Origin of the sequence: Nitrosomonas oligotropha (genome assembly GCF_009833085.1) — a bacterium.
Taxonomy (GTDB): domain Bacteria; phylum Pseudomonadota; class Gammaproteobacteria; order Burkholderiales; family Nitrosomonadaceae; genus Nitrosomonas; species Nitrosomonas oligotropha.
Genome location: NZ_QRBZ01000010.1, coordinates 38,026 through 59,884, shown reverse-complemented (window position 1 = coordinate 59,884; position 21,859 = coordinate 38,026). Strand labels below are relative to the sequence as shown.

Below are 21,859 nucleotides of genomic sequence, written 5' to 3'. Positions count from 1 at the left end.
CCCAGTAGCGGGCGGCTTCGGTTAGTTTTTTCGTGCTGCTTTTTTGCCGTTCGAGAGTTCCAGGTAAGCCGAAACGATTGCACTGCGGATGTAAGGCACGGACGCGATCAGGCTCAGATTCTCTTCGTTAAACTCCATTGAATTACCATCTTCATCGCATAGATCGCTGTTCCAGCCGGTCATGACGTTGCAGATCAGATCCTCGTCGCTACCGCCATTGTTATAAATCGCGTTAAATTCCGCGCTAGGCAGAATTTTGAATTTGCCGGTAAACGTTGCTTTAACCGCGTTTCCGCCATCGCGCGGGATGCTGACGGTGACTGGCCAGGTGATATCTTTTGGTTTTTCGACTTTAAACATGCGGTTCTCCTTGGTTAAGTTTGATTGAGGTTCTTGCCCGGCCGGGGCGCGCGATTGCGCCCCGTAGCTTTTGCCGCTCGGGTGGTTATTCGGTTGAGTAGGTCAATTCGTCGTTACCGGCATCCGATGGTAGGAAAACCATGTCCATTGCCAGCATGACCAGGTTGTCGCCCTCAGATGTTTTCGGATTGGTCAATTGCACGTTGCTTGCTGCCAGCACGACTTTATTACCGATTGCGGTGCCGTGCGTCATGGCCAAAGCACCCAAAGTGCCTGCGAGGCAAATGGCATAAAAATCCTTGGCGTCTGTTTTAGGGCATTCGATAGTGACTTGGCCGGTGACCTGGCCGTCCGTGAAGTGCATCTTCTCGGAGTTCGGCCGGTTTTTGTAAACCATGCTCGCACCGCGATTAATCGTCAGCGATTCCAGCGCGGCGGCGTAGCCGTGTAATGAAAAAGCAGTGTTCGCTTTGGTGACGGCGAGCGGTTTCATAAATGCACTCAGATCCGGAGTTCCGCCGAGTGCTGCAACACCGATTGCGCCTACCAGACCTTCTATGGTTATGTGAATGTATGGGATGCCGCTTGCCGTAATCCGCCATTCGCAATTGCCACGCGCGCCCAGCACTTTATGACGCACACCATCCCAGTTGAAGTAAAGCGTTGCGGATTCCTCACCATCGGAAATGATCGCGTAGGTCACAGGGCCAGTGGTTGGCGTGATTGTCTCGGACAGCGCGCAAATTCGCAGGGCCGGGCCGTAAGCCGGTGCGGCATCCACATCGCCGGAACCGGACATTTCCAGGTCGAATTCGATTTTTACGGTACTGCCCACGATGATCTGTTCTTGCGCTGCAAAAAACGGCCGCGCCTGGTTGCGCTGCGCATACTTTAAATCGAGCGGCACCATCGAGAAATTAGAAACCAGGATATCGTCGGTACCGACGACCGGAATCGCGTCCGTGCCGTATGTGGTTTCAATCTTGAGCGTTAAAATCTTTTTATTCGCTTTCATGGGCCAATGCCTCCGTTCCGGTTTCTGTTTCTGGTTCGCCATTAGTGCGGATGCCATCCGCCCCTACGTCCGGGCCTGCAATACGGGTGCGCTTGCCGGTGGCCGCATCACGAATGTAGCTGCCGCCCATGCCTCGGAATTCGTCGTTTTGAATGTCAATCGTCGGATTCGGAGGCAAGCCGGTGCCATCTTTTAGTATTTTTTGTATTTTCTTGACCATTACACGCTCCTCAATAAATGGGCCGTCACAAATTCGTCCTGCCACCACAGCACCCGGTCAGCCAGTTGAAGCAAGCGTCCGCCGCTGAATTCGATTGGTTTAAAATCCGCATCTTCATCCGGTTCCCAGCCAAGCAAGGCGCTCATGATGTCCGTGCGAAGGCTGAGCAAGTCGGCTTGCGCATTCTCTCCACGGGCATCGCGTAAATTCTGCACGGCCAGCACGACTGCGAAGCGCACAGTGTTTTCCTGACTCACAGCCATCGTTCCTGTTGTTGATTGGTTAGCGCGTTCGGAATTTGGCAGCACGAATGCGGCCGGTTTTTGCTTCAGGCTCTCAGCAGCCGCGTCGAAATCAGCCGCACCACCGACCAGTTTCAGGCTGGTTACCTGATCCTTGAGGCGAGCGATAATCCAGGAATGATCAAACAGGACGATGGCCATGATTGGAATCGATTAACTTATACGGCCCAGCGCCCAGGCTGCGGCGATGATGGCGATAACGATCAGCCAGGTGTATTTGCTCTGGGTGATTTTGGCCAGCAAACCGTCAGCGGCTTGATCAGCCTGTGCCGAGAATGTTGCAAGCCGCGCTTTAAGCTCGGTTGCTTGAAAGTCCGTCAAACCCAACTTTGCTTTCAGTTCGTTAATTTGCTCTTGTGTTAACTTCATGGTTTTCTCCTTTGGTTAAATAGCTACCGCTTCCGCCAAATGGCGGTTTACGATATCGATGATGTTTTCTTCGTCTTTCTGGTTGATGCCGAGGTATGGGCGAGCGGGAATAGTTACTTTTTTCATGCTGCGGCCGCCACCGCTCGGTGTTCTGAAAAACAATGCCTTTTTGCTCTTTGGCCGGATTTCTCCACCGAATTGATGGATTGCCGCATAAATGACGTTACTGCCCCATTCGGCGAAATCGTCACCGGAATCACCCGTAATAGAACCCAGCAGGCGGCTGGAATCGATCAGCGTTTTGCCGCCTTTATCCATCGCGCGCCAGCTTGGCTTCCAGGACGTGCCATCCGGTGCTTGACCGTCTGCAAATCTGCGTTGCGTTGAATTTTCACCATAGGCTGCAATTTCTTGCATGACATCACGCGGCGATTGGCCGGTTGCGATCAGCCGGTTGAGCACCGCTTGCACGGCGCTGTCGTCATATTCGATGCGGTAAGTCACGCTCATATGAAACCCTGCGAGTCTTCGCGCCGGAATACCGGCGTGGTGGACGACATTTGCGCGGTGGCGGTACTGGCCGGTTTGTTGCTGGTGTCGCTGACGCCCAGATCGGCTTTTCCGGTGGACACGTCGCGCAAGTAAGCGATAGCATCCTTGTAACGGGTTTCAATAGCTTCCTTCACCCCATCGTCATACAGTGCATAGCGGGCAATATCACACGCAAAGCGTTCCAGCATTTCCGGCACAGGATTAGCAAGCGGCAGTGTGTAGCGCGCGGCCAAGTAACCGTTGATCGTCGCATCCGCATCACCCAGCGCACGATTGATCACCGTGGCATCGATTGCGCCCAGACTGTCCCGGTCGGTAAGCTGGATCAGCTCATCCTCACCGAAGCGGTCAATCATGTTCTGCTGGCTGGCGTAGGTCATGGCGCGTTAAACTTCTTCCGAGGTTTCGGTCACAACGAGCATGGGTTCTTCTTTCAACTGCTTAACCTGCTCGGCCGTCAGATCTTCAACAACCAAGCGGGTACGCTCAGCACCGAACGCAAAACCGGCGCGGCGGAAGCCTTCGCGTTTCGCTACGACGTAGAGCACTTTGATTGTTTTCTTTGGCACAGCCTTCGGTTTTTCAGCCTCTGCTGCTTTGGTTGCTATTTCTACCGCGCCTGCTGCGGCAGGGTTATCGGTTCCCGGCGCATCCGGCGCTTTGATTTCTTTGGTGTCTTTGGTTTCTTTCGCCATTTTTATCTCCGTGTATTAAGCCTGGTGTTTTTTGTTCCGGATCAGGGGCGCATGCAATGCGCCCCTACATCAGATCGATTCGGATTAACCCGCGCCGGTGGAGCCGACAGCCATTTGCCAGAATCCATATCCGCCGTTGGCGCGCGCCTCAGCTCCGAACTTGAGTTTTTTGCGTGTGAATACATCATCGCTACTCATGTCGGTTTGCTCGACAAAAACAGGCGCTTTCCGCTCTTGGTAAATGAATGGCTTGATAGGCTTGGTGGTATCCAGCAGGTGCCATTCGGTATCGGTTGCAAGACGGGCATCGACAACCACTGTTGCAGTGCCGCGATAAGGGTTTTGTTTGCCATCTTCCAGCCGCTCGTTATTTACCAGCACCAGTGCAACAGCTTCCAGCGCAGGCGGCACCAGCAACACATTAGGATTAAGATTGAGCGGGCGGCCTTCGTCGTCCTTGAATTTCATCATCGCCGTGCGTGCCGCGCCGTAACTGGCAATCGCAGCCGCCAGGGTTGAGCTGCTCAGCACAACGGTTAATTTATTGGATACGCTGGCACCGGCTACCGGGTGATCGGTATCGTAGAAATATTGACCGTCGTAGCAGAGATTGCCAAAGCCATTTGTTACCAGACTCATGACAATTTCATCCGGCAACTGCGCAGCGGACTCTCCAGCCATCCGCGCTTGCGGCCCGTACATACCAAGACTGTCATCTTCCATGTCGTTTCTATCAACCTCGACAGTCGCCTCCCAATCCTTGTTCTGGATTGTGTATTTGTACGCCTGCAGCGCCTTAATTACCTTATCGCCCAGCCACTCGCGCATTTTCGGAAACTTGGACAGCCAGGTGTAATCGTTTTGGCCTGTTGTCGATGGCACTTTCATCGCGATTTTCTGCCAGTTTGAATTCGCCGCAGAAAATGCATTGCTGAATTCCGTTTTTAGGCTGATGAAAACAGCCGAGATCGTATCTTTATTGACTAGCATGCAATTGCTCCTTTCTTGATTGTTCGAATGCGATTACGTTGGGGCAAATGATTATTTGCCCTTACAGCACGTTAGGTTTTAATAACCGTTGCGCGGTACGTTGCCGAGGCCGGATCGACCGGGCTGCCGGTGATATTGGTCGCACGAACCGTCACCGTGTTAGCCGCTGAGACGAAGCCACGGAACATGATTCCGGCTGTCGGTGCCGCTGGCAGTCCGAGTGATACCGAATCATTGACCGCTGCGCCCGCAACCGTGATGGTCAAGTCCGCACTGGCCGCTGCATTGATCGATCCAAAATCGAGCGTCGCAGTAGCCGTGAGGCGCGCTTTGCCGACTTCCGCCACCCAAACGCCATCCGATTCCACACCGACAATCGTTCCGGCGGCTGACAACGTGCCAGCCTGGTCGGTTTTCGATACCGTTTCGTCATCCTCGATGTAGCAAATCTTGCCGAAATCGGCCTGAGTGATCGCGCTGGTTGCGCTGTTTTTCCACTTAAAATCCTTACCGCGGCGCACCAGGATTTTTTTATCACCGGCGGAACCGCCCGAGTTATCGACTTGCTCTTCGGCGCGGCCTAAGTAGGTCATGCCGACGGCGGCTTGGCCCTTGGTTGCGTAGCCGGAACTGTTTGCCGCCACAATTGCACCGGCAAAAACTTTCACCGCCGCAAGCGGCACGCTCAGAAGCTCGCCGTCTTTCATCTGCGTATTGCGATCTGCTGCTAGAGCCATGCTGTTCTCCTATTGAGTTTCAAATATTTGCCCGCCGGTTTAGGCTTGTTGCATCGATTGCAGCGTTTTGGCGAAATCGGCCGGATCGGTTCCCATCGCTTTGCACACGGCAAGTTGGTTGTCGTCGAGCTGCACGCCATCACTTAAACCTTTCGGCGGCTTGCCGTCGGTTTGCGTACCGGCCAGCGCGGCGATAGGCTGGGCGGTTTCGAGGTATTCTTTAAGGGACGCAATGCTTTGCTTGCCGAGATTGCGCGCCCAGGCTTCTTGGGCTGGTAAAATTTTTCCGGCACTCAAAGCAGCGGTAACAATCTGATCGACTTCGCTGCCATTGATCTGAGCGCGCAGTGCCGCCACTTCCGTTTGCAGTTCTTTCATGGTGCCGACTGCAACAAATTTGGCCGGATCCGGATTGGCGGCCGCAGCGGTTAATGCGACGATTTGATTGGCTTGCGATTCGATCAGGCTAACAATGCTAAAACCTGCCGTAGCGGCCGCATTGGCTGAGGACGATTTGATTTGATCGATGGCTTTTTGCAGTTCAGCGGTAATTTCGTCGGCGGTTGCGGTCACCGGCAGATTCAACAACCAGCGTAATTGCTCCATGAGTCCTTCCATTTTTAATGCCTCCAGGTTGGTTTGTTGGGTAATAAGTAACTGGCTGGCGGCGACCGCGTCCATGCCGTCTAATGCGTGGTTATTTGTCAGCGCTGCATTGAACAGGCTTTTGATCGCGCCTGATTTTTTGTCGTAGGTAAAAACCGGAGAAATGTATTTGTATTCGCCACTCTCGATCATGGAGGTGGCACGTTCAGTCCATTCCACATCGATTGCGTATAAGCCGTTATCGCGCCACTCCAATTTTGAGAACCATCCGGCCGCAGGCGCAGGCTGGCCGTTTTGCGACGCAAGCATGGTTTGGTGCTCAAAATCGATTACGGTTTTGATTTTGCGGCTATCGAATTCCGCGATGATGGCGGTGGCCAGCTCTTTATTCATGAGCCAGCCTGGCGCATCCTTGGGCCTGCCATCAGTCACACGCGCCCGGAACTGTCCGGCGGGAAACAATTGCACCTCTCCGGTCGGGGTGACCGAAATAGCGCAAGCGGCAATGCCAATATTTTTATGTGGAGTTTTGCGATTCATGCCGCCATTATTTCAGCGGGGAATCTTTGAGTTAACGAGGACGCGCGTCCTGCATAACCATTTGATAGAGCAGATCAGCGTAGCACTTTTATTGCCGGAAGGTCAAACAAGCAGATCGAACGCAATACGCAAATGTGGTTTAGGCTGAATTTAACGCTAGTTTAACGCGGGTGTTTTGATTCGATGCTTATCACGGTAGCAATACGGCATCACAAATCGATTCAACCCCCATTTGTGGCGTTTTGCATTTTTGGAAGATTGGGCATACAATTTTATTTCAGCGAGTGAGGCGTAGAAATTTCGGAGTCTACGCTCGTGTCCGCGCAAGCGTCATGGATGGAGGGACGTCCGGCCTCCCACTCGCAGCTTCAATCTCTCAAGCTGCCGCGAACTAATCTGTACCGTGTTTTATCTCCGAGGGCATTGCCCTCTATTTTAAATGCCGTTCTGGCCATGTTGATTTTGCGCTTTGGTTTCTTCGGCACAAAGTCCATCTGTACCACTATCTTTTGCACGCGCGAATCATTCTTTGCGTCCATCACGTACAGCAGATTGCCGGTTTCATTGTCGTACAGCACAGCCTTTGGATCGGCTAGCGCTTCCGGCAGGCCTGCCCATTCCGCTTGCGTCAGTGCATCGCCTGTTGATTCGTGCCGATCCGCTTTCGTACCGACCATCAAGCGGTCTTGTACGGCGATTTCGGCAGACACCGGCGTTTTATCGATGGATCGCAAAAACTCAACATCATCCGGGTGCGCAAAACCTGCCACCGCAAACTTTCCGCGCCCCGTGCCATCGGTAAATGTTTGGCCGACAAAGTCCTGAAACGTCCGTGTGATACCCGGTGCCTGTAGCGGCCGCATAGTCTGCCACCAGGTAGCGCCGACGTCGGCCGGTGCCTGGATGATTTTATCCGTTATGAATTTGGGCAAATTATTCAGGCGGCCGCCAGGCGGATAATTAAAACCCGGATCAACGCCGAGTGGTATCTTCCGGATCTCGCCGGTGCGCTTGTTGGTGTACGTGTATTCCGGAACCTTGGGCGATTCGCTAATCTTAAGTCCCCGCTGGTCGAGTATCTTCTGATTAGCACTGGTGACAAAGCATTTGCACCCCCAGGCTTTCACCGGGAAGTGCGCTTTCCAAAATGGATCATCCGCTGGCAGCGCCAGGTTGTCCCAACCGGAATGCTGCATGCGTGGGTGTTCGGAGTTGTTACCGTGATAAATCAGGATCGGGAAAGCCTTCTTGGTTTCCTGGATACGCGCCCATTTGCCTTCCGAATACGCGGTGCGTAGGTTGGTGTCGAAGATTGTGCGCATCCGCCGTGGGTTGCCGAGCTGCACAAGCTTTTTTTCATTGGTCAGCGGATCGGTCATTTCCGCCTTGCCCCACCAGCCTTTTTCAACCAAGAGCGGTTTGAGGTTCTTCTGAAAGGTCTCGAAAGTGGTGCCGTTCGCCATTGCAGAATCAGTGCCGCCAATAATATCGCGCAAAATATCGAGCTGCATTACCTTTGCCACCGTGTGTCCTGCCTGGTGTTCTTGCGCTTCGACATCCTCCCAACTGAAGCTGAGCTTCGCACCTTTCTGACGAAAGAACTCAATGGCTTGCTTGGGCGGTAGGGCTTTGAACTGGAACACGGCGTGACTTATAAGACTTTGCAGATTTCCAGCGTGGCAGTAACGGTTTCGGACTTTGCAAGGATTTTATCGTTTTCCTCGACCGTAACTTCAATCATGTTTCCTGCAAGCAATCTCAAGCTATTTCCCGACTCCCAGGCAGCACCGGTACAAATAAAACAATCGACAACGTCTTTACAATACACGGTATATTCCCCGGCTTTTAATTGAGCGGTAGCGGATACGGTTGTTGCATTTATCGACAAATCAGGCTCACGCCTGCGGTTCTTAAGATAATAGGCCATCGCTTTATTCCTCCTCGTTTAATTGATCTTTAACGCGCCCATAAATATTCGTGGCAAACTGCGCTTGCGCCAGCGCTTCAGCAAGTAGGCTTGTATCCATTTTCTGGATCAACCCTGGAAGGCCCGCCTGAAATTCTTCAAAGCTTGTGGAATTTGCAGCAAGTTCCAAGATGGGCGCTATCATTGGATCGGTGAGCCGTTCCCAGTCGCCCGATAGTTCATCGGCGAAAATATCAAACTCATCCCGATCCTGAGTTGCGGTTAGCGCGGCGATGCCGGTATTGGTGGCGGTCGCTGGTGGTTGATTGTCTGGCTGAGCTGCGGTTTGTTGTTGCAATACCGGCTCGTCGCCTTCCGGTTCAGGAATACGCAATTTATCGCGCACCCACGAAACAGGGATCTTCACGCCCGCATTGACCAGGCTTGGCAGTGCTTCAGAATAGAGTTTCAGGTCTTCCGATTCGCCGAAATCAAATACCAGGCGCGGGCAGCGGCGCATGTCTTCGATACCGCCGACATTGAGCGCGTAGAGCGGATACACCAGATCACGCGTTAATGTTCCCGCCAGTTGCCGGGCATCCGATATCATCAGGTCGTGACGCACTTCGTTGTGCACGTTGCCTAGCGCATTCGTGCTGGTTTTGCCGTCGGCCTGGCTGGTGAGCGTACCGCCGAGTATCACTTTGCTTTGCGTGCGCTCGCACCATTCGACCATGTATTCAAACGGCGTTGACGAACCATTACCGGCAACCTGAACAAATTCGACTGCCATTCCCTCCGGAATGATTCCTGCGGCATTATGGCCAATGTCCATTACAGCTCGCAGCAATGTGGCTTTTTCGTCTTCACTGGCACCATTGAAGTACTTACCCAGACGTATAGGTATGCCATAGATTTCTAGAAATTCCGCAAGATCACGCACCGAGAAATTTTTAAACAGGAATGGCCAAGCCAGTACTCGGTGCAGTCCAGAGCGGGACAAATATCCCGACTTGGCTTTATGCACGTGGGTAATCCAGCCGAATGGCTGCAATGCTGCGCCGTCCATCGTGTTATCGCGCAACCGGATTTGCGTACGCGTGTCGCGGTCAGTCTGGAACCAGCTTTGCGGCCGGTGCTCGATTGTCTTCGGCAACCATTCCGTACCCAACATTTGCCATTCCATTTCCAGGCAGGCAAAGCCGTGGCCAATGGCGTCCAGCGAATCCTGGATCACGTCCTCGAAATTCTGCACGTCCGAGAGAAGTTCTTTGATGTACGCGGCCGATTTCTTTTCTTTGGCGGACGGGTTGCGCGGTGGTTTGATATCCCAATCCACCGTCAAAAGCGCACGGCGGCGCTTGCTCATTTCGGCGAAAATGTGGCCGTCCTTTTCTTCCATGTCGACAAACAAATCATGCTGCGACTGGATATCGCCATGTTCGGCCGATTCCAGGATGCGAGCCAATTTTGCGGGCGTTAAACCCCGGCTCGGGTGCCCAGCAAAGGTTTGCCGCATCAACCCAAGGCTTGCGGTTTGCTGTTCGCGCATCTTGCCGCTATCGATGGGGTTGCCGTTTACGTCGATTATTCTTGCCATAGTTTGCTCACTTAGTTTGGGTAGCATCAATTCGAGGCAGTGGCGGTTTTGGCATCCAATGCGTGATGTTGGAATCAGCACATTCTCCACTCCACAAAGCTATGTAGACATGCTGATCCCATCTTCCGGGCATACCCTCGCCGTAATCAACCCAGTATCTGTTAGCCACAATTACGGACTCGCCTTTGATTGGGGTGCGTTCTGTAACCGGTATCCAATCATCCGCTACCATGCACCACCCCCAAATCGGGCGCCGTCATCACTTGATCTTTTCGCGCCGGTGTACTCGATGCTGCCTGATCTGGTGGTAGCAAGCATCCACAGCATTTGCAAAGCGTCCGGCCCGTCATCGTGGTCTGCTTTGGGGAAATGCCGCAGTTGATCGATCAGCGTGTTTTGCGAAGGGTGCAGCCGGATCAGGCCATTGGCCATGTGCGGTTGCACGGATTCGATGCGCAGAATCTTGTCGTCTATCGGTTTGATGCCGGTGGCTGGAACAGGGATGCCGCGCTGTGCTGAGCGCTTCACTAGCTCAGTTTTAAGAAATTCCTGAAATTGCACGGTCTCAACACCCCACAGCACGCACTTGTACTGCCGCTGCAGTTCGATGATGTCCTCGATGATTTTGTCCGGCACGCGCTTCTTGATCAGCGCCTCGACCACATCCAGAATGCCGGTGTGGCGATTAAAGCCGCCGACCAGCAAAGCAGACGGATCACGGCTGGCACCTTTTTTTCCCAGGCTCGGATCACAAGCGCCAAAGAAGCGCCATTCCAGCAGCCGGTTAACCCAAAATTGGATGGAGTTGGCAAACGGCGCATCGTCTCCGGACACTGGATCGTTCTGTTGCTCTGAATCAAACGCGGTGCGACCGTCGCGGGCGCGCTTAAACATGAGTTTGTAAAGCGGCTGGGCGGACGGCCAACTGACGATAGCACCATCATCCATTGCCGCTTTGCGTTCATCATAAAAAGCTTGCGCAGCTTCTTCGCCGTCGTTTAACAGAATCTCTTCCCACTTATCCCACAAACTCATGTTGTGCGGCCATTCGATGATGGCGCGGAACTTGCGGGATTTCCACAGCGGGTTATTGATCAGCCGGTTTAAAACCGAGTCGTAATGCAGGATGGTGCCGATGATGACCACGTCCATACTGTCGTCGGCCGCGCCGAGCGACAGCACTGTTTTCTTCAACCATGCTTCCAGCTTGTCGCGCTGTTCAGGGCTTCGCACATTCTCATCATTTTCCAGATCATCGCCGATCACCAAATCGGGGCGGTGCGGGCCGTGCCTAAGACCGCGCATCCTTTTGCCGGAGCCGAACACTTGCACCTTGGCGTCATTACTGGTTACGATGGTACCGACTTGCCACACGCGCCCTTGACCGGTCGCTTCTGGGAAATCCATCATCAGGCGGGGATTGAATTCCAGCTCGGCTTTGATAGCTTCCAGCATCGGTAGCGCCTGGTCGAGCGCATCCATGACGATGACCGGATATTTCTTGCGGCCGGTGACCAGGCACCAGATCACGCCGATTTGCGTGACGATGGTCGATTTGGCATTGCCGCGTGGCGCGGCGATGGCTTCGTGATCACCTATGACGTTATCGACAATTTCCGGGAAGCGTTTGTACAGATAATCGTGCAGTGCGGCGTTGTCATGTTTAACGTAATGCGGGAAATAGGTGCGCGCAAAATATTCATAGTCTTTGATGGCGCGTTCCCGGCGTTTTAATCTTGCCGCCGGATCGGGTGCGAAGCCATCCACTTCCGCTTCGATCTGAATGCGGAACTGGCTGGCTAGTTGGGCAATTTCCTGCAGGAATTGTTTGCGCGAGGTTTTAGCCATAACGCTTGCCTATTTCCTCGGAGAACGGCATCAAAACATGTTCCATAGCCACCGCGTGCTGTGGAAAGTTTTCCTGAATGTATTGCACCAGGTCACGCAACAGCGTAGAAGCAAAACTCAGCTTATCGAGCTTAGGGCTACCCTTTGCGATGGAATTGATCGTTTTCGAATAACTATCCGCCAGGCTGCTCAACATTTCAACGCGCTCCCTGGCTTTAAGGTTTTTATCTTCTTTGATTTCTTTCATGATCGTCTGGAACGACAATACGAAATCTTCGAGTACGGCCGCAGTGACAGCTTCCACGCCATCGGTAGATAACCTTACCGCCGCACGCGCTTGATCCCAATCGTCTCCTTTTTGCTGCGCCGCTTTTTTCCAGCGTGTGACAGTGCTCACCGGCACGTTAAAACGCTCGGATAATTGCTCCCGGTTTAACGCTTCATAAACGTAAGCGGCGCGGACAGCGGATATAGTTTCACGGGTATGGGCCATGCTTATGTTTCTTATAAACCGATAGTGCGTTTACCCTTTTCAATCATCAGCGCCACGCCGACAGATACCAGCGCACCGGCCCCGGCACCGAGCAACGTCGATTTCGTTTCGACTTTGCGCAGACGCGCATCCAGACCGTCAATTTTTGTGCCTTGCGCTTCCTGATTGGCAATTACCATATCCAGCTTGCCTTCTATTTTTCCTAGCAGCCGCGCTACTTCTTCGCTCATGACATTCCCCTTTTATTCAAACTTTCAAATTCTTCCTGACAGCCGATGCACCTGGTCACTGCCGTGGCCTTTTGCCGCTCGGGCGGGATTTCTTCGCCGCAATCCTGGCAGTGCGACAATGACGGCCGCTTGGTCTGGATTGCGCGGCGTTGTGTTTCTTCGTATTCAGCCAGTTCTATTTTTTGCGCAAAATCTTCCGGCCTCATGGCGCATCGGCCGCCTGTGCTATTTCTTGGCCTTTTCCTTCACCGGCGACACCGCCCACTCCGACAGCGCCTTGTGGCGCGCTTGGCAGTCGTAATAAAGTTGCGAGCGCTCCAGGCTGACGGTTAAGATCGTCGATAACTTGCCATCCGAGGCTTCCGGCAAATCCGGACACTCGGCTATCAAGGACGCCTGGGGGATTCTCGGTTCTTCCGGGGCGTTCGTTGTAGAGGCGCAGCCCGTCAGCATCAAGACCGCAATCAGCATACTCAGGGTGTTTTTCAATGTTTTCACGGGCTTTCTCCTTGATTTTCACGTAGACGGTGCGCACGGTTTCGCGCGCTGTTTCGTAGCGCTGGGCGGTTTCAAAGTCGGCACGCGCTTGCTCGATGGCTTTCTTCTTCGCTTTTTCGACCGCTTGCAGTTTTAATGCGTCGGCGTGATCGTTGGCGTGCTTGTAGCCGTTGTGGTAGCCGGTGCCAAAAATAACCAGCAACGCGATTAATAGCCCGAGCCAAAAGTAAGGGGATGCGATCATTTGGGGGCCTCGCTGAGAGCGTTAGTAAAAATTCCACAGAATTGATTAATTGCCGGACGAACAACATTTACAGCAGTCTCTGCGTCAATTTGCTCAAATGCCTTGTCTACCGCATCCCACCCGTTTTCGTCATCGCCGAATCCATCCAATGCAACAGAGCACACACCCAACCCTTCCGGTTGAAAATAAAAGCGCACTTCCGGACCTTCCTTTCCGGAATCTTTTTTCACCAGAATCTGCCCCACGCCGGTCTCGAATAGTTTTGCAAACATAGCTTTAATTACCTTTTCCGTATTTCATCGAAAGTATCTTGCTGGAAACGTTGTGTGCGCCGACCACCCCCAAATAAATCAGCCAGATTTCAGATTCTGGCGGGGTGGCGGCAAATAGCGTGGCATGCAGGAATGCGAGGGTTGCCGCCAGGTAGGCTATATTTGTCCAGAGCTTGGTGTGCGAAAGCAGGCCGGTGCCTGCGTCTGTAATGAGTTCAATGCAGCGGCTCATGACTCCGGCTCCAGGATATGGTCTAAAAGCGGACGCATGTCGAAGGCCAACCAATCGGCGACGCTAAAGCCAGGTGATCTTGGATTCTCACCATCCAGCTCCGCGCAACCAGCTACACAGGATGTTGGGTAATATCGCTGTTCTCGCAGCAATCGCACGTTATCGCGCAGAGCGCCCCATTGCGCGGCCGTGAATTTATTGGTGCCGATCAGGCAGATACCGATAGTTTTAAGGTTGCGCGCTTTGGTGTGCTGCCCCGGCTCATCCAGGTGGCGGCCAGTGGCGATTGCGCCGTTTGGATAAATAACGAAGTGATAGCCGATGGCGTGCAGCGTTGAGTTAAAGCGCTGACGGAATTCTTCCGCGCGTTCAAACCCCTGTGCTTGGTGCCATTGATCGATTTCCTGCACGTTATGCCATTGGCCATTGGGCGTGCCTGAGCAATGGATAACGATACCGGTGATTTGTCGAGTAATCATGCCGCCATGATGGCAGCGGCGGGCTTGGAGGTTAACGAGGACGCGCGTCCTCGTGAAGGACGCGGGCGGGTGAAAATAGGTTAGATTGGTTCTAGGATTGTGTCAAATTTGAAAAAATTGCACGGCGAACTTTCAGCTCGCCGGGTTGATAATGATTGATGCAATACTCAATCAAAGACAATTAAAATATTTTCTTTCTAAACCCCACCAACCCCAGCCCGGCCAGCAGCATCGCGTAAGTATGGGGTTCCGGAACTTCCGGGACTGGAATTGACGGAGGATAAGTTGGAGGTACATATGTTCTAAAAAAATCTTCTTGGTCTGCCCCGGAAAGTAAGAATGCTTGTCTGATACCACCCAACATTCCAATCCCAACAATTTGTCCGTTGTTATTAATATCCAGCGCTTGAAGCGAAGTCCATCCTGCAGCGACAACCGCATCCAAAAGGGAGAGATCAACCATAACGCCATCACTATAGACAAAAGCATGTTCTGAGGTATCCCCCGGAATATATGCATTTCCAACCACCTGACCGGCATCATTGATACCTAATGCCCGGCTAGAGCTCCCGCCGAATGTCCCAAGATCGATCATGCTTGTGCTATTAGCTGCGGTCATAAATGCGCGGTCTCTGTCATTATCATTCTGAGATATACCGACTACTTGCCCGGAATTGTTTATATCGGCCGCAAAACTTGTTAGCCCGCCCAGGGTGCCAAGGTCAGTCATATTTTTGCCGTCGGCATCTGTGACGAAAGCGTGATATAACCTACCGTTATTGATGTTTGTATTTGACCATCCCACTACCTGCCCCAAATCATTAACGCTAATGCCACTACTGCTATTTCCGCCTAATGTTCCCATGTCAATCATGCCTAATCCATTTGTACCGGTAATAAAGCTATGCGTATAACCACCAGAACCGAAGATGGCTTGACCAACGACATTACCATTATTGTTTACATTCATTGCATAGCTGAGTAGACCACCAAGATCAGTCATTCCAACACCATTGTTTCCCGTTAAAAATGCATGATATGTCGGGACACCCTCCATAAAGATTTCATCCCCGGCAATATAAGAAGCCCCGGCAACCTGCCCGAGATTATTAATGCCATTTGCAACACTTATAGTCCCTCCTAGCGTGCCCAAATCGAAGATATCCAAACCATTGGCTTTAGTGCTGAAGGCGTGAAATTTGCCGTCATCTGTATAATACAGACCAACCACTTGGCCCGAATCATTTATTCGTGCCGCTTCGCTATAAACACCGCCAAGCGTGCCCAATCCGTAGATCGACCATTCGGCATTGATCGGCATCGAAATTGATGCTGACAATATCCCAGCGGCAACCACCGCGACGTATTTTTTGTTGTTTTTCATTTTTTCCTCTTTTTATTAAAAACATTTTGGACTGATATGATAAAGCAACGCGATATGCCCTTGAAACTGCTTTCGTCAACAGGGATATCCACGCCCGGCTGAGGTTTAAAGTCCCTCACCGGGCGTCTTTACATCCGCTGCCGGTTAAACAACGATTCCAACGCATTGAGCGCCGCGCCTTGGTGCGCGGCTATTTGTTCCGAGTCTTTTTTGTTCTTCGGCCGCGATTTCGCGTACTCGCTCTTCTGTTACATTCCAGTAAGCTTTTCTGCCGTGCGCGAATGATTGCATTTGTACTTTGATGCCTGCTTCTTCCATCTTGCGTTTAGCCGTTTGCACGCAACAGCCCATGATTTCCGTGATTTGTCTGGTGGTTAGCACTTGTTATTTTTCCTCTATTAACTCAATGGTGTTGCATGTTTTGCGTATGTGCCTTAAGAATGATTTTGCGCTTGTCCAACAAGGGTTAATGTAAGAATATTTGTTTTCATAGTGCCTTTTAAACATTTCCCGCAAATCTATACCCAGCCGCTTGTTATTCATGTTTTTACGAGCTTCTTCTCTTTCCTTTTTGTTGAGCGTGTATTTTGTTTTCTTCTCATAAAATTTGATGCCGATTTCGTGCTCATTAAGCAGCCATTCGCCCTTTATAAATCCGTCCACGAAAACCTCAATAACGAGTTTCATCTTATCGGTCATAACAAAAGCCGATACGTCATACCCATCACACCGCAGTTTTACGCTCCCGTATGGATAAGAGAGCGATTTCTCTATTTTTTGCCATTGCTCTTTTGTAATCATCAAAACAATTCCAATTGATTGTTATTGTGTATATAACCCGCCAGAATGCGCCGGATATGGCGCTCCGTGGTTTTGTATCTGATCGCCAGCTCCCGGTGGCTAAGTGCAGCTGACATGGTGCGTATTTCGGTATCTCTGACCCGCCGAATTGCGGCTTCGGCACGCGGTATCTCAAGCGTAAGACCTCCGAATTCATCAGCCAGGGCGATGGCGTTACAAACTCCGACCAGTCTCATGAGCGGATGGTCTTGCGAGATTTCCTGCGGAACATAGAGTCTCAAGCCGCCGTATTCCTGGACAATCGCCATCGTTGCCTGGATGCCGATTAGCCCGCAGATTTCCTGCAGGACGATAGGCAGCAAGCTTTGGTCGATGTCTTGATTCATGGTCTATCGCTCAAGCATTCGTGTCAGTTTGCGATTCTGCGCAAGTTGCCTGGTTCGGCAAATTTTTAGCTTCGTCCTGCAATTTCTTTTGACGATTAACCAGCGATACAACGATGCTGTGCAATTCTTTATTGGTGCACCATTCAATGCGCTGTGCTTTAATTCCTTGCTGTTTCATGATTCCAGTCGCATAGGCCCACGGCAGCTTCATGTCTGTCAATAGCGCACGGATCTTGTTCATCAGCGGTGCTTTCTCCAGGGCAACATTGGCAGGCTCACCACGGTGCTTTTTGCTCTTCCGTTTCCAGCCTTTGGATTCAAACCGCTCCAGCACGGCCGCGCGCTGTTTTGCGGTTAGTTTGGCAGAGCTGTCCTTTCCAGTTACATCCATCAGCAGGGCGCGATAGGTGTCATCGTCTAATCCCAGTTGGGCCTTGGCCATGTGGATTTTAGCCAATTGGCTTTTGCGTAAGGTGTCTTGGGAAATCATGGTTAATCCTTACCCATTAACTCAACAGCCAAGCCATTACCAAGCTCGACGCGATTTTCATCCGGAGCTGCTGTAATTAGCTGGTACAGCCTGTCGTGCATTTCTTCCGGATTGCTCAAATAAAGCTGTGTCAATTCGTGCCAGTGCTTAACAAGCACAGCCCATTGCGGCGAGCACTCCGCCATCTCCTCGATGCGCACCATGAACTCTGGAATGGCTTCGAGCAGGCGGTGACAGCGGCCGAAATCATCTTGGTCGTGCGGCACGCCATACCCATACAGCGGCTCACGGCCGGTCATTTTCGATGCGATAGCTATCGATGAAACGCCGGTATCATCTGCAAGCAGCCAATGAATGATTTTTTCTTTTGTGTCCATTTTCCCTCCGTTAAAATCCTCACTCGATAGCGCTAGTTTTAACGCTATCTGGTGAAGGTTTTAAATCGCTGCCATGTCCATCGTGATCGGTTCGTGTTTGCCTTCTCTGCCGTTTCTTTTGTACATGCGCATATAGGTATTCGTCCCGGCGACCTGCATTGAGTCGTTCAGTGCTTTCATGGCTTGCTGCCAGTCCGGATCGTCGATATTTAGTTTTGTCAGGCCGAGTACGCGCCCGACTGAGATTTCGCCTTCTTTGTCCGTTTGGAACGCATGCTCGACAAGTGCCCGGATCTCCGCGCCAGTTTTCTCAGTCCAGCGATGGATGCATTTATCAATCAGTTCCTTGGCTACTTGCAGCCGTTCATCAAATACCAGGTGCGAAGAAACTGAGATTTGTATTTTCAAGTCACCGTCAAATGTCGTGAATGTGATGTTTCCTTTGGTTCCGCCTATTTTTACGCCATATTTTTCAGACGACAGCTCAACGAATGCGGTTAAATCCGCTAGCGCTGACTTCTTGAAGGATTCCATGTCTTGTTTAGTTTTTTCTGCCCGCGCTATGATTTCGCGTACCAATTCATCGCGCGTGATGTCGATTTCCTTGATTAATTCCTTCGGTACCAGGTGGCCAAGGCCATTTCGTAGATAGCCTTCCGGTATGGCGATTTGATTCTTGTTACTGGTATCTGCTGCTGTTTCCATGATCGCTCCTTTTTTCAGTTAATCGTTTTTTTTGATAGTTCAAAGCCCAGAGCATCAAATGCCCTTCGATGAGGATTCGGTATTTTTCCGGTTTCATCGGGAAGACTGGTTAGAGCCGCTAGGGCGGGCGAACTCTCGGATGGGAGACAAAAATTAGCCAGCATCGCAATTTTGTTTTTTTCACATATTTCAACGATCTGGTGTAGCAGCGGTGAAATTTGATCCGTGTATATTTTCATCTTGTCCATTTATAACCTCATTATTTATTGAGAAATTTATTCAGTTCCCGCTTAATGGATTCGGGCATTTTTACGTTTTTTGGTTGCTCCCGGTGCCGTTGGCTAATACCTCCTTGTTTGCGCGCTTCCGCCTGCGACTCCTGCTTGCCTTCGGTTTTGTCTGCATAGCCGCTGATGATCTTGAATAGATAGCCGTGACTGGAAAGCGGCAGGGTTAATTTTTCCCGGCCGTCGATCATTTGCTCTATGGCTTGCTCCCAATACGCTTGGGGTGCTGGCCATATGCGGCCCTTAAATTCGATCTTAGCTTCCACAATCATAGGGATGAGCTGATCGAGAATTTTTACGGCCTTGCCCCATGACAGATTGCGCTTCTCGGGCTTAAACAGTTGCACATAAGCCAGCAACAGCTTGCCGATTGGGGTGAGCGAGAATGCGCGTTGCACAGCTGCGCGCGCATCCACGTCATTGATTCCCGCTTCAATCGGAAAATCGGTCTGGCAGCACGGGCAAACAATACGCACGCTAGGCTCCAGCGCTGATCGTGATAGTGATACCGCCCGGTGTTTCCAGGCGTAAGCTGAAATGCTCGGGAAGTTTTAGCGCTTCACTCACTTTGAATTCCAGTGGATTTGCGTCGGTTTCCAGATTTCCTTTTTCGAGCTCCGCTGGCTTGAGAGCTGGTTGCTTGATTACTTTGGGCGGTTGTTTCGTTTCAAGAACCGGTGTTTTCGTTTCACTGACAGACGGCTTCAATTCATGCGACTCTGGTTTTGTTTCAGCGCCATCGGGTTCCGTTCCTGCGGCGACCGGTTTTATTCCATTCACGGTTTCATAATCTTCGGTGGCATTTTCGATTAATACGTAGGAATACCGCACACCATCGATCTTCTTACGCGCCAGCTTTCCTTCGATGTAAAGCGTCCTGGTCGCGTTTGAAACGGCTGTGTTGTCGTCGGCATCTTTGACCTGTTCGAATGCCTCGGCAGTTGTGAACGGCTCGTTATGCCGCTTTGCGAATTTGTATATCTCTTTGATCAATTCTCTTAGTTTCACTTCATTCTCCTCATCCGTTATTTGCATAATTCCACCTCAGTAGCTGATTGCGTTTGTTTGCTATCGCGGCATGGATCGTTTAACCATGCGGCTAATATCAATAGAACCACTATCAGGAATAATTTCCAGCCTGGCCGGTCGTTATCCATGATCGGGCACCATCCATTCGACTTGCACGCCGTCGATATTGGCCACAAAAGTAAACACTAGGCAGTTTTGCAGGCGGGTGCGTTTTATCATCGTGCCGCCCAGCTTTGCGCAGCGCTTGGCCGGGTTAATGATGATGCGGGGATTGCGGTTCTTGACGTAGACATCAATAATCCGGAAGCCTTGATTGCAAAGCTTAAGGGCGACTTCCTCGACCTTTTTCAGCGCGTCGATGATGGGTTGGTTGTCTTTTCCGAATTGGATTACATTGTTAGTTGTTGTCATGGCATTAGTCCTCAAAAGTACCGATTAACCGTTAACCGGATTTTGGATTGAATTATTTTCGTTTTGGGTGTTTTGGGTGTTGTGGCTGCAAGTTCTGCACATGCGGCGGTGTGCCAGGCGCATAGGGTCGTGGCTGGGTGTTTCACCTGAGCGGATATCCAAGCATTCCTGCGCCGTGATTTCTGCATTGAGGTAAGGGCAATGCACGCGCGTTAGCACATCCAGTACTTTTTTGGCGACACGCCCAGGGCTTGCGAGGTATTTTCCGTTCATGATCTGACTGATAGTTGGGCGTGATAAACCCAGCATGTCCGCCACTTTCTTTTTACCGCCTTTGCCGTTCCAGGATTGGCTGTTGAAGGTATCCACAGCATTCAGCAACACCTTGAACCAGTGCTCGTTCTGATAACTCATAGCGTATCCTCCAGCGCCTCAATGGCGTGATCCGCGTTTTGTTGCCAGACGATTTCGTGGATGTTCGGATCGTAGACCGCTTTGAGCCGCGTAATCATGGGCGGGCGCGGGCCGTTGACCTTGGATGTGAGCAGGCGGTATTGCGTGCCGATGCCGCCAGAGCCCATGCCTTTGCCTTTTTTGTCCACCGTTAAATATCCGGCGCAAGACAGCATTTTGCAGTAGCTTTTAACGGTGGTTTCCATCACTCCGGCCATTTCTGCTAGCACCCTGGTATTAAAGCTTCCGAGCGCTTGCATGGCTCCCCACAAAGCTTCGTTGCCTTGGCCTTGTGTAACCTTATCGCCTTGCTTGGTTACGCGCGGAGCTTCAATCCCAGCATCATTGATCAGGAAATACTGCTTTGAATTACCTATGAGATTGCAGCCAAGATATTCGCCCCGTACCAATGATTCCAAATAACATTTGGATGTTTCTCTATGGATGTCACCAGGTGTTACTTCTGACGCTTCGAAGGTCGATCCACCGGTTGCCCGGATGAGATCCCAAATACGCTGGCGTTTGGTTTTGCCGCCTGTAAGTTCTTGAGTGATTGTCTTACGCGACATCATCCCCTCCCTGGCGCCTTGCCTGAGCTGATCGGGCGGTTTCCCCAAGTCGCAAGGTCAACGCTTTCCCATCCCATACCGAATGATTCTTCCTGGATCGTCTCCAGGTTGGTGCAGATTCTGCGCACACTGCCTTTTGTCTTGTCGATTAATCTCTCCAGCAGGTCGTCTGCGACGGATACTTGCGGGCAATACATGCGCGCAAGCTCCTGAGCATCAGCCAGATCTGCAGCTACCGCCCGAAACCAATCTAAGATTCGCCCATGAAAACGCTCCCAGGCTTCCAGTTTCAGCGGTAGATTTTCTTCGCCGATGATGAGAATGGCCGCCTTGCTGCCTTCATAGAGGCTACGAATGGCTTCAACCAGGTTTTTGTCTACTACATAGTCGAATTCATCAATGATGAGCGGACGGCCTGATTGCTCAAGTTGAGCCTTGACGGCTAACGCCATGTCGTAGACGGTGGTGAGTGCTTTTTTCTTGTCGCCACCGACCAGGCTTATTCCAAGCGCTTTGCACATGTCGAGCAGCATGGTTTTCTTTGTCCAGTAATCATCCGCCTGGACGTAATACGCGCGGTTTCTGGCTGTTACCCAGGCAGCCGCCATGCTTTTGCCGTAACCGGACGGGCCGTGCATGACGACCAAACCGGGTTGATGCAAGCCGCGCCCGAGCGCTCGGGATATTGCGCGTTCCGCGATGGCGATATTCGCCAGCGGCGCAATTCCTGCGGGGGTGACTTTTGAGTTATTTTGCTGCATACTTATTACTCCTTAGTA

The 21,859-nt window shown here is 51.6% G+C and carries 37 protein-coding genes; all 37 read right to left on the bottom strand.

The genetic code is table 11. From position 1 onward, the window contains the following. Window positions 1–21: 21 nt before the first annotated feature. Entirely contained in the window at window positions 22–360 is a 339-nt protein-coding gene (locus ABD07_RS04020) for a phage tail assembly chaperone (protein ID WP_160817230.1), read from the bottom strand. A gap of 85 nt (window positions 361–445) precedes the next feature. Next, window positions 446–1,375 carry a phage tail tube protein gene (locus ABD07_RS04015; RefSeq protein ID WP_160817229.1) on the bottom strand — a complete coding sequence of 310 codons (930 nt, stop codon included), beginning with the start codon at window positions 1,373–1,375 and terminating at the stop codon, window positions 446–448. Next, window positions 1,362–1,595 carry a hypothetical protein gene (locus ABD07_RS04010; protein WP_160817228.1) on the bottom strand — a complete coding sequence of 78 codons (234 nt, stop codon included), beginning with the start codon at window positions 1,593–1,595 and terminating at the stop codon, window positions 1,362–1,364. The genes ABD07_RS04015 and ABD07_RS04010 overlap by 14 nt, the downstream gene beginning before the upstream one ends. Beyond that, entirely contained in the window at window positions 1,595–2,038 is a 444-nt protein-coding gene (locus ABD07_RS04005) for a phage tail terminator protein (protein WP_160817227.1), read from the bottom strand. Before ABD07_RS04005 ends, ABD07_RS04010 begins: the two co-directional genes overlap by 1 nt. Window positions 2,039–2,050: 12 nt before the next feature. Further along, window positions 2,051–2,266, bottom strand: coding sequence for a hypothetical protein (locus ABD07_RS04000; RefSeq protein WP_160817226.1), 216 nt, complete (start codon window positions 2,264–2,266; stop codon window positions 2,051–2,053). A gap of 15 nt (window positions 2,267–2,281) precedes the next feature. After that, window positions 2,282–2,776: a phage virion morphogenesis protein gene (locus tag ABD07_RS03995; RefSeq protein WP_160817225.1), complete on the bottom strand. Its 495-nt coding sequence runs from the start codon at window positions 2,774–2,776 to the stop codon at window positions 2,282–2,284. Beyond that, complete coding sequence (locus tag ABD07_RS03990) at window positions 2,773–3,198, bottom strand: gp436 family protein (protein ID WP_160817224.1); 426 nt, start codon at window positions 3,196–3,198, stop codon at window positions 2,773–2,775. Before ABD07_RS03990 ends, ABD07_RS03995 begins: the two co-directional genes overlap by 4 nt. Window positions 3,199–3,204: 6 nt before the next feature. Then, on the bottom strand, window positions 3,205–3,513 hold the full coding sequence (locus ABD07_RS03985) for an HI1506-related protein (RefSeq protein ID WP_160817223.1): 309 nt from the start codon (window positions 3,511–3,513) through the stop codon (window positions 3,205–3,207). An 84-nt stretch (window positions 3,514–3,597) separates the two neighbouring features. Further along, on the bottom strand, window positions 3,598–4,503 hold the full coding sequence (locus ABD07_RS03980) for a Mu-like prophage major head subunit gpT family protein (RefSeq protein WP_160817222.1): 906 nt from the start codon (window positions 4,501–4,503) through the stop codon (window positions 3,598–3,600). Window positions 4,504–4,574: 71 nt separating this feature from the next. Further along, window positions 4,575–5,240: a hypothetical protein gene (locus ABD07_RS14765; protein ID WP_205010657.1), complete on the bottom strand. Its 666-nt coding sequence runs from the start codon at window positions 5,238–5,240 to the stop codon at window positions 4,575–4,577. Between the two features lie 39 nt (window positions 5,241–5,279). Beyond that, complete coding sequence (locus tag ABD07_RS03970; protein WP_160817221.1) at window positions 5,280–6,386, bottom strand: phage protease; 1,107 nt, start codon at window positions 6,384–6,386, stop codon at window positions 5,280–5,282. A 368-nt stretch (window positions 6,387–6,754) separates the two neighbouring features. After that, window positions 6,755–8,029 carry a phage minor head protein gene (locus tag ABD07_RS03965; RefSeq protein ID WP_160817220.1) on the bottom strand — a complete coding sequence of 425 codons (1,275 nt, stop codon included), beginning with the start codon at window positions 8,027–8,029 and terminating at the stop codon, window positions 6,755–6,757. Window positions 8,030–8,037: 8 nt separating this feature from the next. After that, a complete protein-coding gene (locus ABD07_RS03960) occupies window positions 8,038–8,313 on the bottom strand; it encodes a hypothetical protein (RefSeq protein WP_160817219.1) in 276 nt (91 codons plus the stop codon). Between the two features lie 4 nt (window positions 8,314–8,317). Continuing rightward, window positions 8,318–9,892 carry a DUF935 domain-containing protein gene (locus ABD07_RS03955; protein ID WP_160817218.1) on the bottom strand — a complete coding sequence of 525 codons (1,575 nt, stop codon included), beginning with the start codon at window positions 9,890–9,892 and terminating at the stop codon, window positions 8,318–8,320. A 7-nt stretch (window positions 9,893–9,899) separates the two neighbouring features. After that, window positions 9,900–10,124 (bottom strand): DUF551 domain-containing protein, encoded by a 225-nt coding sequence (locus ABD07_RS15325; RefSeq protein WP_160817217.1) that lies wholly within the window; start codon window positions 10,122–10,124, stop codon window positions 9,900–9,902. After that, entirely contained in the window at window positions 10,118–11,740 is a 1,623-nt protein-coding gene (terL, locus tag ABD07_RS03945; protein WP_160817216.1) for a phage terminase large subunit, read from the bottom strand. The genes ABD07_RS15325 and terL overlap by 7 nt, the downstream gene beginning before the upstream one ends. Next, window positions 11,733–12,233: a DUF1804 family protein gene (locus ABD07_RS03940; RefSeq protein ID WP_160817215.1), complete on the bottom strand. Its 501-nt coding sequence runs from the start codon at window positions 12,231–12,233 to the stop codon at window positions 11,733–11,735. The genes terL and ABD07_RS03940 overlap by 8 nt, the downstream gene beginning before the upstream one ends. An 11-nt stretch (window positions 12,234–12,244) precedes the next feature. Further along, window positions 12,245–12,463 (bottom strand): hypothetical protein, encoded by a 219-nt coding sequence (locus ABD07_RS03935; protein ID WP_160817214.1) that lies wholly within the window; start codon window positions 12,461–12,463, stop codon window positions 12,245–12,247. Beyond that, window positions 12,460–12,669, bottom strand: coding sequence for a TraR/DksA C4-type zinc finger protein (locus ABD07_RS03930; RefSeq protein WP_160817213.1), 210 nt, complete (start codon window positions 12,667–12,669; stop codon window positions 12,460–12,462). Before ABD07_RS03930 ends, ABD07_RS03935 begins: the two co-directional genes overlap by 4 nt. Further along, window positions 12,666–13,205, bottom strand: coding sequence for a hypothetical protein (locus tag ABD07_RS03925; RefSeq protein ID WP_160817212.1), 540 nt, complete (start codon window positions 13,203–13,205; stop codon window positions 12,666–12,668). Before ABD07_RS03925 ends, ABD07_RS03930 begins: the two co-directional genes overlap by 4 nt. Next, a complete protein-coding gene (locus ABD07_RS03920) occupies window positions 13,202–13,477 on the bottom strand; it encodes a hypothetical protein (RefSeq protein WP_160817211.1) in 276 nt (91 codons plus the stop codon). The genes ABD07_RS03925 and ABD07_RS03920 overlap by 4 nt, the downstream gene beginning before the upstream one ends. 4 nt (window positions 13,478–13,481) lie before the next feature. Further along, a complete protein-coding gene (locus tag ABD07_RS03915) occupies window positions 13,482–13,709 on the bottom strand; it encodes a hypothetical protein (protein ID WP_160817210.1) in 228 nt (75 codons plus the stop codon). Then, window positions 13,706–14,188, bottom strand: a complete 483-nt coding sequence (locus ABD07_RS03910) for an N-acetylmuramoyl-L-alanine amidase (protein WP_160817209.1) — start codon at window positions 14,186–14,188, stop codon at window positions 13,706–13,708. The genes ABD07_RS03915 and ABD07_RS03910 overlap by 4 nt, the downstream gene beginning before the upstream one ends. Before the next feature lie 181 nt (window positions 14,189–14,369). Then, window positions 14,370–15,572 (bottom strand): HAF repeat-containing PEP-CTERM protein, encoded by a 1,203-nt coding sequence (locus ABD07_RS03905; RefSeq protein WP_160817208.1) that lies wholly within the window; start codon window positions 15,570–15,572, stop codon window positions 14,370–14,372. A 144-nt stretch (window positions 15,573–15,716) separates the two neighbouring features. Continuing rightward, complete coding sequence (locus tag ABD07_RS03900) at window positions 15,717–15,953, bottom strand: hypothetical protein (RefSeq protein ID WP_160817207.1); 237 nt, start codon at window positions 15,951–15,953, stop codon at window positions 15,717–15,719. A 3-nt stretch (window positions 15,954–15,956) separates the two neighbouring features. Continuing rightward, window positions 15,957–16,373, bottom strand: coding sequence for a hypothetical protein (locus ABD07_RS03895; protein ID WP_160817206.1), 417 nt, complete (start codon window positions 16,371–16,373; stop codon window positions 15,957–15,959). Continuing rightward, window positions 16,373–16,759, bottom strand: a complete 387-nt coding sequence (locus ABD07_RS03890; RefSeq protein WP_160817205.1) for a Mor transcription activator family protein — start codon at window positions 16,757–16,759, stop codon at window positions 16,373–16,375. Before ABD07_RS03890 ends, ABD07_RS03895 begins: the two co-directional genes overlap by 1 nt. A gap of 10 nt (window positions 16,760–16,769) precedes the next feature. Next, complete coding sequence (locus tag ABD07_RS03885; protein ID WP_160817204.1) at window positions 16,770–17,249, bottom strand: gp16 family protein; 480 nt, start codon at window positions 17,247–17,249, stop codon at window positions 16,770–16,772. 2 nt (window positions 17,250–17,251) lie between these two features. Next, window positions 17,252–17,626 carry a hypothetical protein gene (locus ABD07_RS03880; RefSeq protein WP_160817203.1) on the bottom strand — a complete coding sequence of 125 codons (375 nt, stop codon included), beginning with the start codon at window positions 17,624–17,626 and terminating at the stop codon, window positions 17,252–17,254. 60 nt (window positions 17,627–17,686) lie between these two features. Next, window positions 17,687–18,331, bottom strand: coding sequence for a DUF3164 family protein (locus ABD07_RS03875; protein ID WP_160817202.1), 645 nt, complete (start codon window positions 18,329–18,331; stop codon window positions 17,687–17,689). A 14-nt stretch (window positions 18,332–18,345) separates the two neighbouring features. Then, window positions 18,346–18,579 (bottom strand): hypothetical protein, encoded by a 234-nt coding sequence (locus ABD07_RS03870; RefSeq protein ID WP_160817201.1) that lies wholly within the window; start codon window positions 18,577–18,579, stop codon window positions 18,346–18,348. Window positions 18,580–18,590: 11 nt separating this feature from the next. Next, entirely contained in the window at window positions 18,591–19,094 is a 504-nt protein-coding gene (locus ABD07_RS03865) for a hypothetical protein (protein ID WP_160817200.1), read from the bottom strand. A 1-nt stretch (window position 19,095) separates the two neighbouring features. Next, window positions 19,096–19,626, bottom strand: coding sequence for a hypothetical protein (locus tag ABD07_RS03860; protein WP_160817199.1), 531 nt, complete (start codon window positions 19,624–19,626; stop codon window positions 19,096–19,098). A gap of 141 nt (window positions 19,627–19,767) precedes the next feature. Continuing rightward, on the bottom strand, window positions 19,768–20,058 hold the full coding sequence (locus ABD07_RS03855) for a hypothetical protein (protein WP_160817198.1): 291 nt from the start codon (window positions 20,056–20,058) through the stop codon (window positions 19,768–19,770). Window positions 20,059–20,082: 24 nt separating this feature from the next. Then, window positions 20,083–20,472, bottom strand: coding sequence for a helix-turn-helix domain-containing protein (locus ABD07_RS03850; protein WP_160817197.1), 390 nt, complete (start codon window positions 20,470–20,472; stop codon window positions 20,083–20,085). Then, entirely contained in the window at window positions 20,469–21,080 is a 612-nt protein-coding gene (locus ABD07_RS03845) for a hypothetical protein (RefSeq protein ID WP_160817196.1), read from the bottom strand. The genes ABD07_RS03850 and ABD07_RS03845 overlap by 4 nt, the downstream gene beginning before the upstream one ends. Continuing rightward, window positions 21,080–21,841, bottom strand: coding sequence for an AAA family ATPase (locus ABD07_RS03840; protein WP_160817195.1), 762 nt, complete (start codon window positions 21,839–21,841; stop codon window positions 21,080–21,082). Before ABD07_RS03840 ends, ABD07_RS03845 begins: the two co-directional genes overlap by 1 nt. Window positions 21,842–21,859 lie beyond the last annotated feature (18 nt).

Bases quoted from the DNA above. Each gene is read 5' to 3' on its own strand.
- ABD07_RS04020 (WP_160817230.1), bottom strand. From the start codon at position 360: ATGTTTAAAGTCGAAAAACCAAAAGATATCACCTGGCCAGTCACCGTC.
- ABD07_RS04015 (WP_160817229.1), bottom strand. From the start codon at position 1,375: ATGAAAGCGAATAAAAAGATTTTAACGCTCAAGATTGAAACCACATAC.
- ABD07_RS04010 (WP_160817228.1), bottom strand. From the start codon at position 1,595: ATGGTCAAGAAAATACAAAAAATACTAAAAGATGGCACCGGCTTGCCT.
- ABD07_RS04005 (WP_160817227.1), bottom strand. From the start codon at position 2,038: ATGGCCATCGTCCTGTTTGATCATTCCTGGATTATCGCTCGCCTCAAG.
- ABD07_RS04000 (WP_160817226.1), bottom strand. From the start codon at position 2,266: ATGAAGTTAACACAAGAGCAAATTAACGAACTGAAAGCAAAGTTGGGT.
- ABD07_RS03995 (WP_160817225.1), bottom strand. From the start codon at position 2,776: ATGAGCGTGACTTACCGCATCGAATATGACGACAGCGCCGTGCAAGCG.
- ABD07_RS03990 (WP_160817224.1), bottom strand. From the start codon at position 3,198: ATGACCTACGCCAGCCAGCAGAACATGATTGACCGCTTCGGTGAGGAT.
- ABD07_RS03985 (WP_160817223.1), bottom strand. From the start codon at position 3,513: ATGGCGAAAGAAACCAAAGACACCAAAGAAATCAAAGCGCCGGATGCG.
- ABD07_RS03980 (WP_160817222.1), bottom strand. From the start codon at position 4,503: ATGCTAGTCAATAAAGATACGATCTCGGCTGTTTTCATCAGCCTAAAA.
- ABD07_RS14765 (WP_205010657.1), bottom strand. From the start codon at position 5,240: ATGGCTCTAGCAGCAGATCGCAATACGCAGATGAAAGACGGCGAGCTT.
- ABD07_RS03970 (WP_160817221.1), bottom strand. From the start codon at position 6,386: ATGAATCGCAAAACTCCACATAAAAATATTGGCATTGCCGCTTGCGCT.
- ABD07_RS03960 (WP_160817219.1), bottom strand. From the start codon at position 8,313: ATGGCCTATTATCTTAAGAACCGCAGGCGTGAGCCTGATTTGTCGATA.
- ABD07_RS03955 (WP_160817218.1), bottom strand. From the start codon at position 9,892: ATGGCAAGAATAATCGACGTAAACGGCAACCCCATCGATAGCGGCAAG.
- ABD07_RS15325 (WP_160817217.1), bottom strand. From the start codon at position 10,124: ATGGTAGCGGATGATTGGATACCGGTTACAGAACGCACCCCAATCAAA.
- terL (WP_160817216.1), bottom strand. From the start codon at position 11,740: ATGGCTAAAACCTCGCGCAAACAATTCCTGCAGGAAATTGCCCAACTA.
- ABD07_RS03940 (WP_160817215.1), bottom strand. From the start codon at position 12,233: ATGGCCCATACCCGTGAAACTATATCCGCTGTCCGCGCCGCTTACGTT.
- ABD07_RS03935 (WP_160817214.1), bottom strand. From the start codon at position 12,463: ATGAGCGAAGAAGTAGCGCGGCTGCTAGGAAAAATAGAAGGCAAGCTG.
- ABD07_RS03930 (WP_160817213.1), bottom strand. From the start codon at position 12,669: ATGAGGCCGGAAGATTTTGCGCAAAAAATAGAACTGGCTGAATACGAA.
- ABD07_RS03925 (WP_160817212.1), bottom strand. From the start codon at position 13,205: ATGATCGCATCCCCTTACTTTTGGCTCGGGCTATTAATCGCGTTGCTG.
- ABD07_RS03920 (WP_160817211.1), bottom strand. From the start codon at position 13,477: ATGTTTGCAAAACTATTCGAGACCGGCGTGGGGCAGATTCTGGTGAAA.
- ABD07_RS03915 (WP_160817210.1), bottom strand. From the start codon at position 13,709: ATGAGCCGCTGCATTGAACTCATTACAGACGCAGGCACCGGCCTGCTT.
- ABD07_RS03910 (WP_160817209.1), bottom strand. From the start codon at position 14,188: ATGATTACTCGACAAATCACCGGTATCGTTATCCATTGCTCAGGCACG.
- ABD07_RS03905 (WP_160817208.1), bottom strand. From the start codon at position 15,572: ATGAAAAACAACAAAAAATACGTCGCGGTGGTTGCCGCTGGGATATTG.
- ABD07_RS03895 (WP_160817206.1), bottom strand. From the start codon at position 16,373: ATGATTACAAAAGAGCAATGGCAAAAAATAGAGAAATCGCTCTCTTAT.
- ABD07_RS03890 (WP_160817205.1), bottom strand. From the start codon at position 16,759: ATGAATCAAGACATCGACCAAAGCTTGCTGCCTATCGTCCTGCAGGAA.
- ABD07_RS03885 (WP_160817204.1), bottom strand. From the start codon at position 17,249: ATGATTTCCCAAGACACCTTACGCAAAAGCCAATTGGCTAAAATCCAC.
- ABD07_RS03880 (WP_160817203.1), bottom strand. From the start codon at position 17,626: ATGGACACAAAAGAAAAAATCATTCATTGGCTGCTTGCAGATGATACC.
- ABD07_RS03875 (WP_160817202.1), bottom strand. From the start codon at position 18,331: ATGGAAACAGCAGCAGATACCAGTAACAAGAATCAAATCGCCATACCG.
- ABD07_RS03870 (WP_160817201.1), bottom strand. From the start codon at position 18,579: ATGGACAAGATGAAAATATACACGGATCAAATTTCACCGCTGCTACAC.
- ABD07_RS03855 (WP_160817198.1), bottom strand. From the start codon at position 20,058: ATGACAACAACTAACAATGTAATCCAATTCGGAAAAGACAACCAACCC.
- ABD07_RS03850 (WP_160817197.1), bottom strand. From the start codon at position 20,472: ATGAGTTATCAGAACGAGCACTGGTTCAAGGTGTTGCTGAATGCTGTG.
- ABD07_RS03845 (WP_160817196.1), bottom strand. From the start codon at position 21,080: ATGTCGCGTAAGACAATCACTCAAGAACTTACAGGCGGCAAAACCAAA.
- ABD07_RS03840 (WP_160817195.1), bottom strand. From the start codon at position 21,841: ATGCAGCAAAATAACTCAAAAGTCACCCCCGCAGGAATTGCGCCGCTG.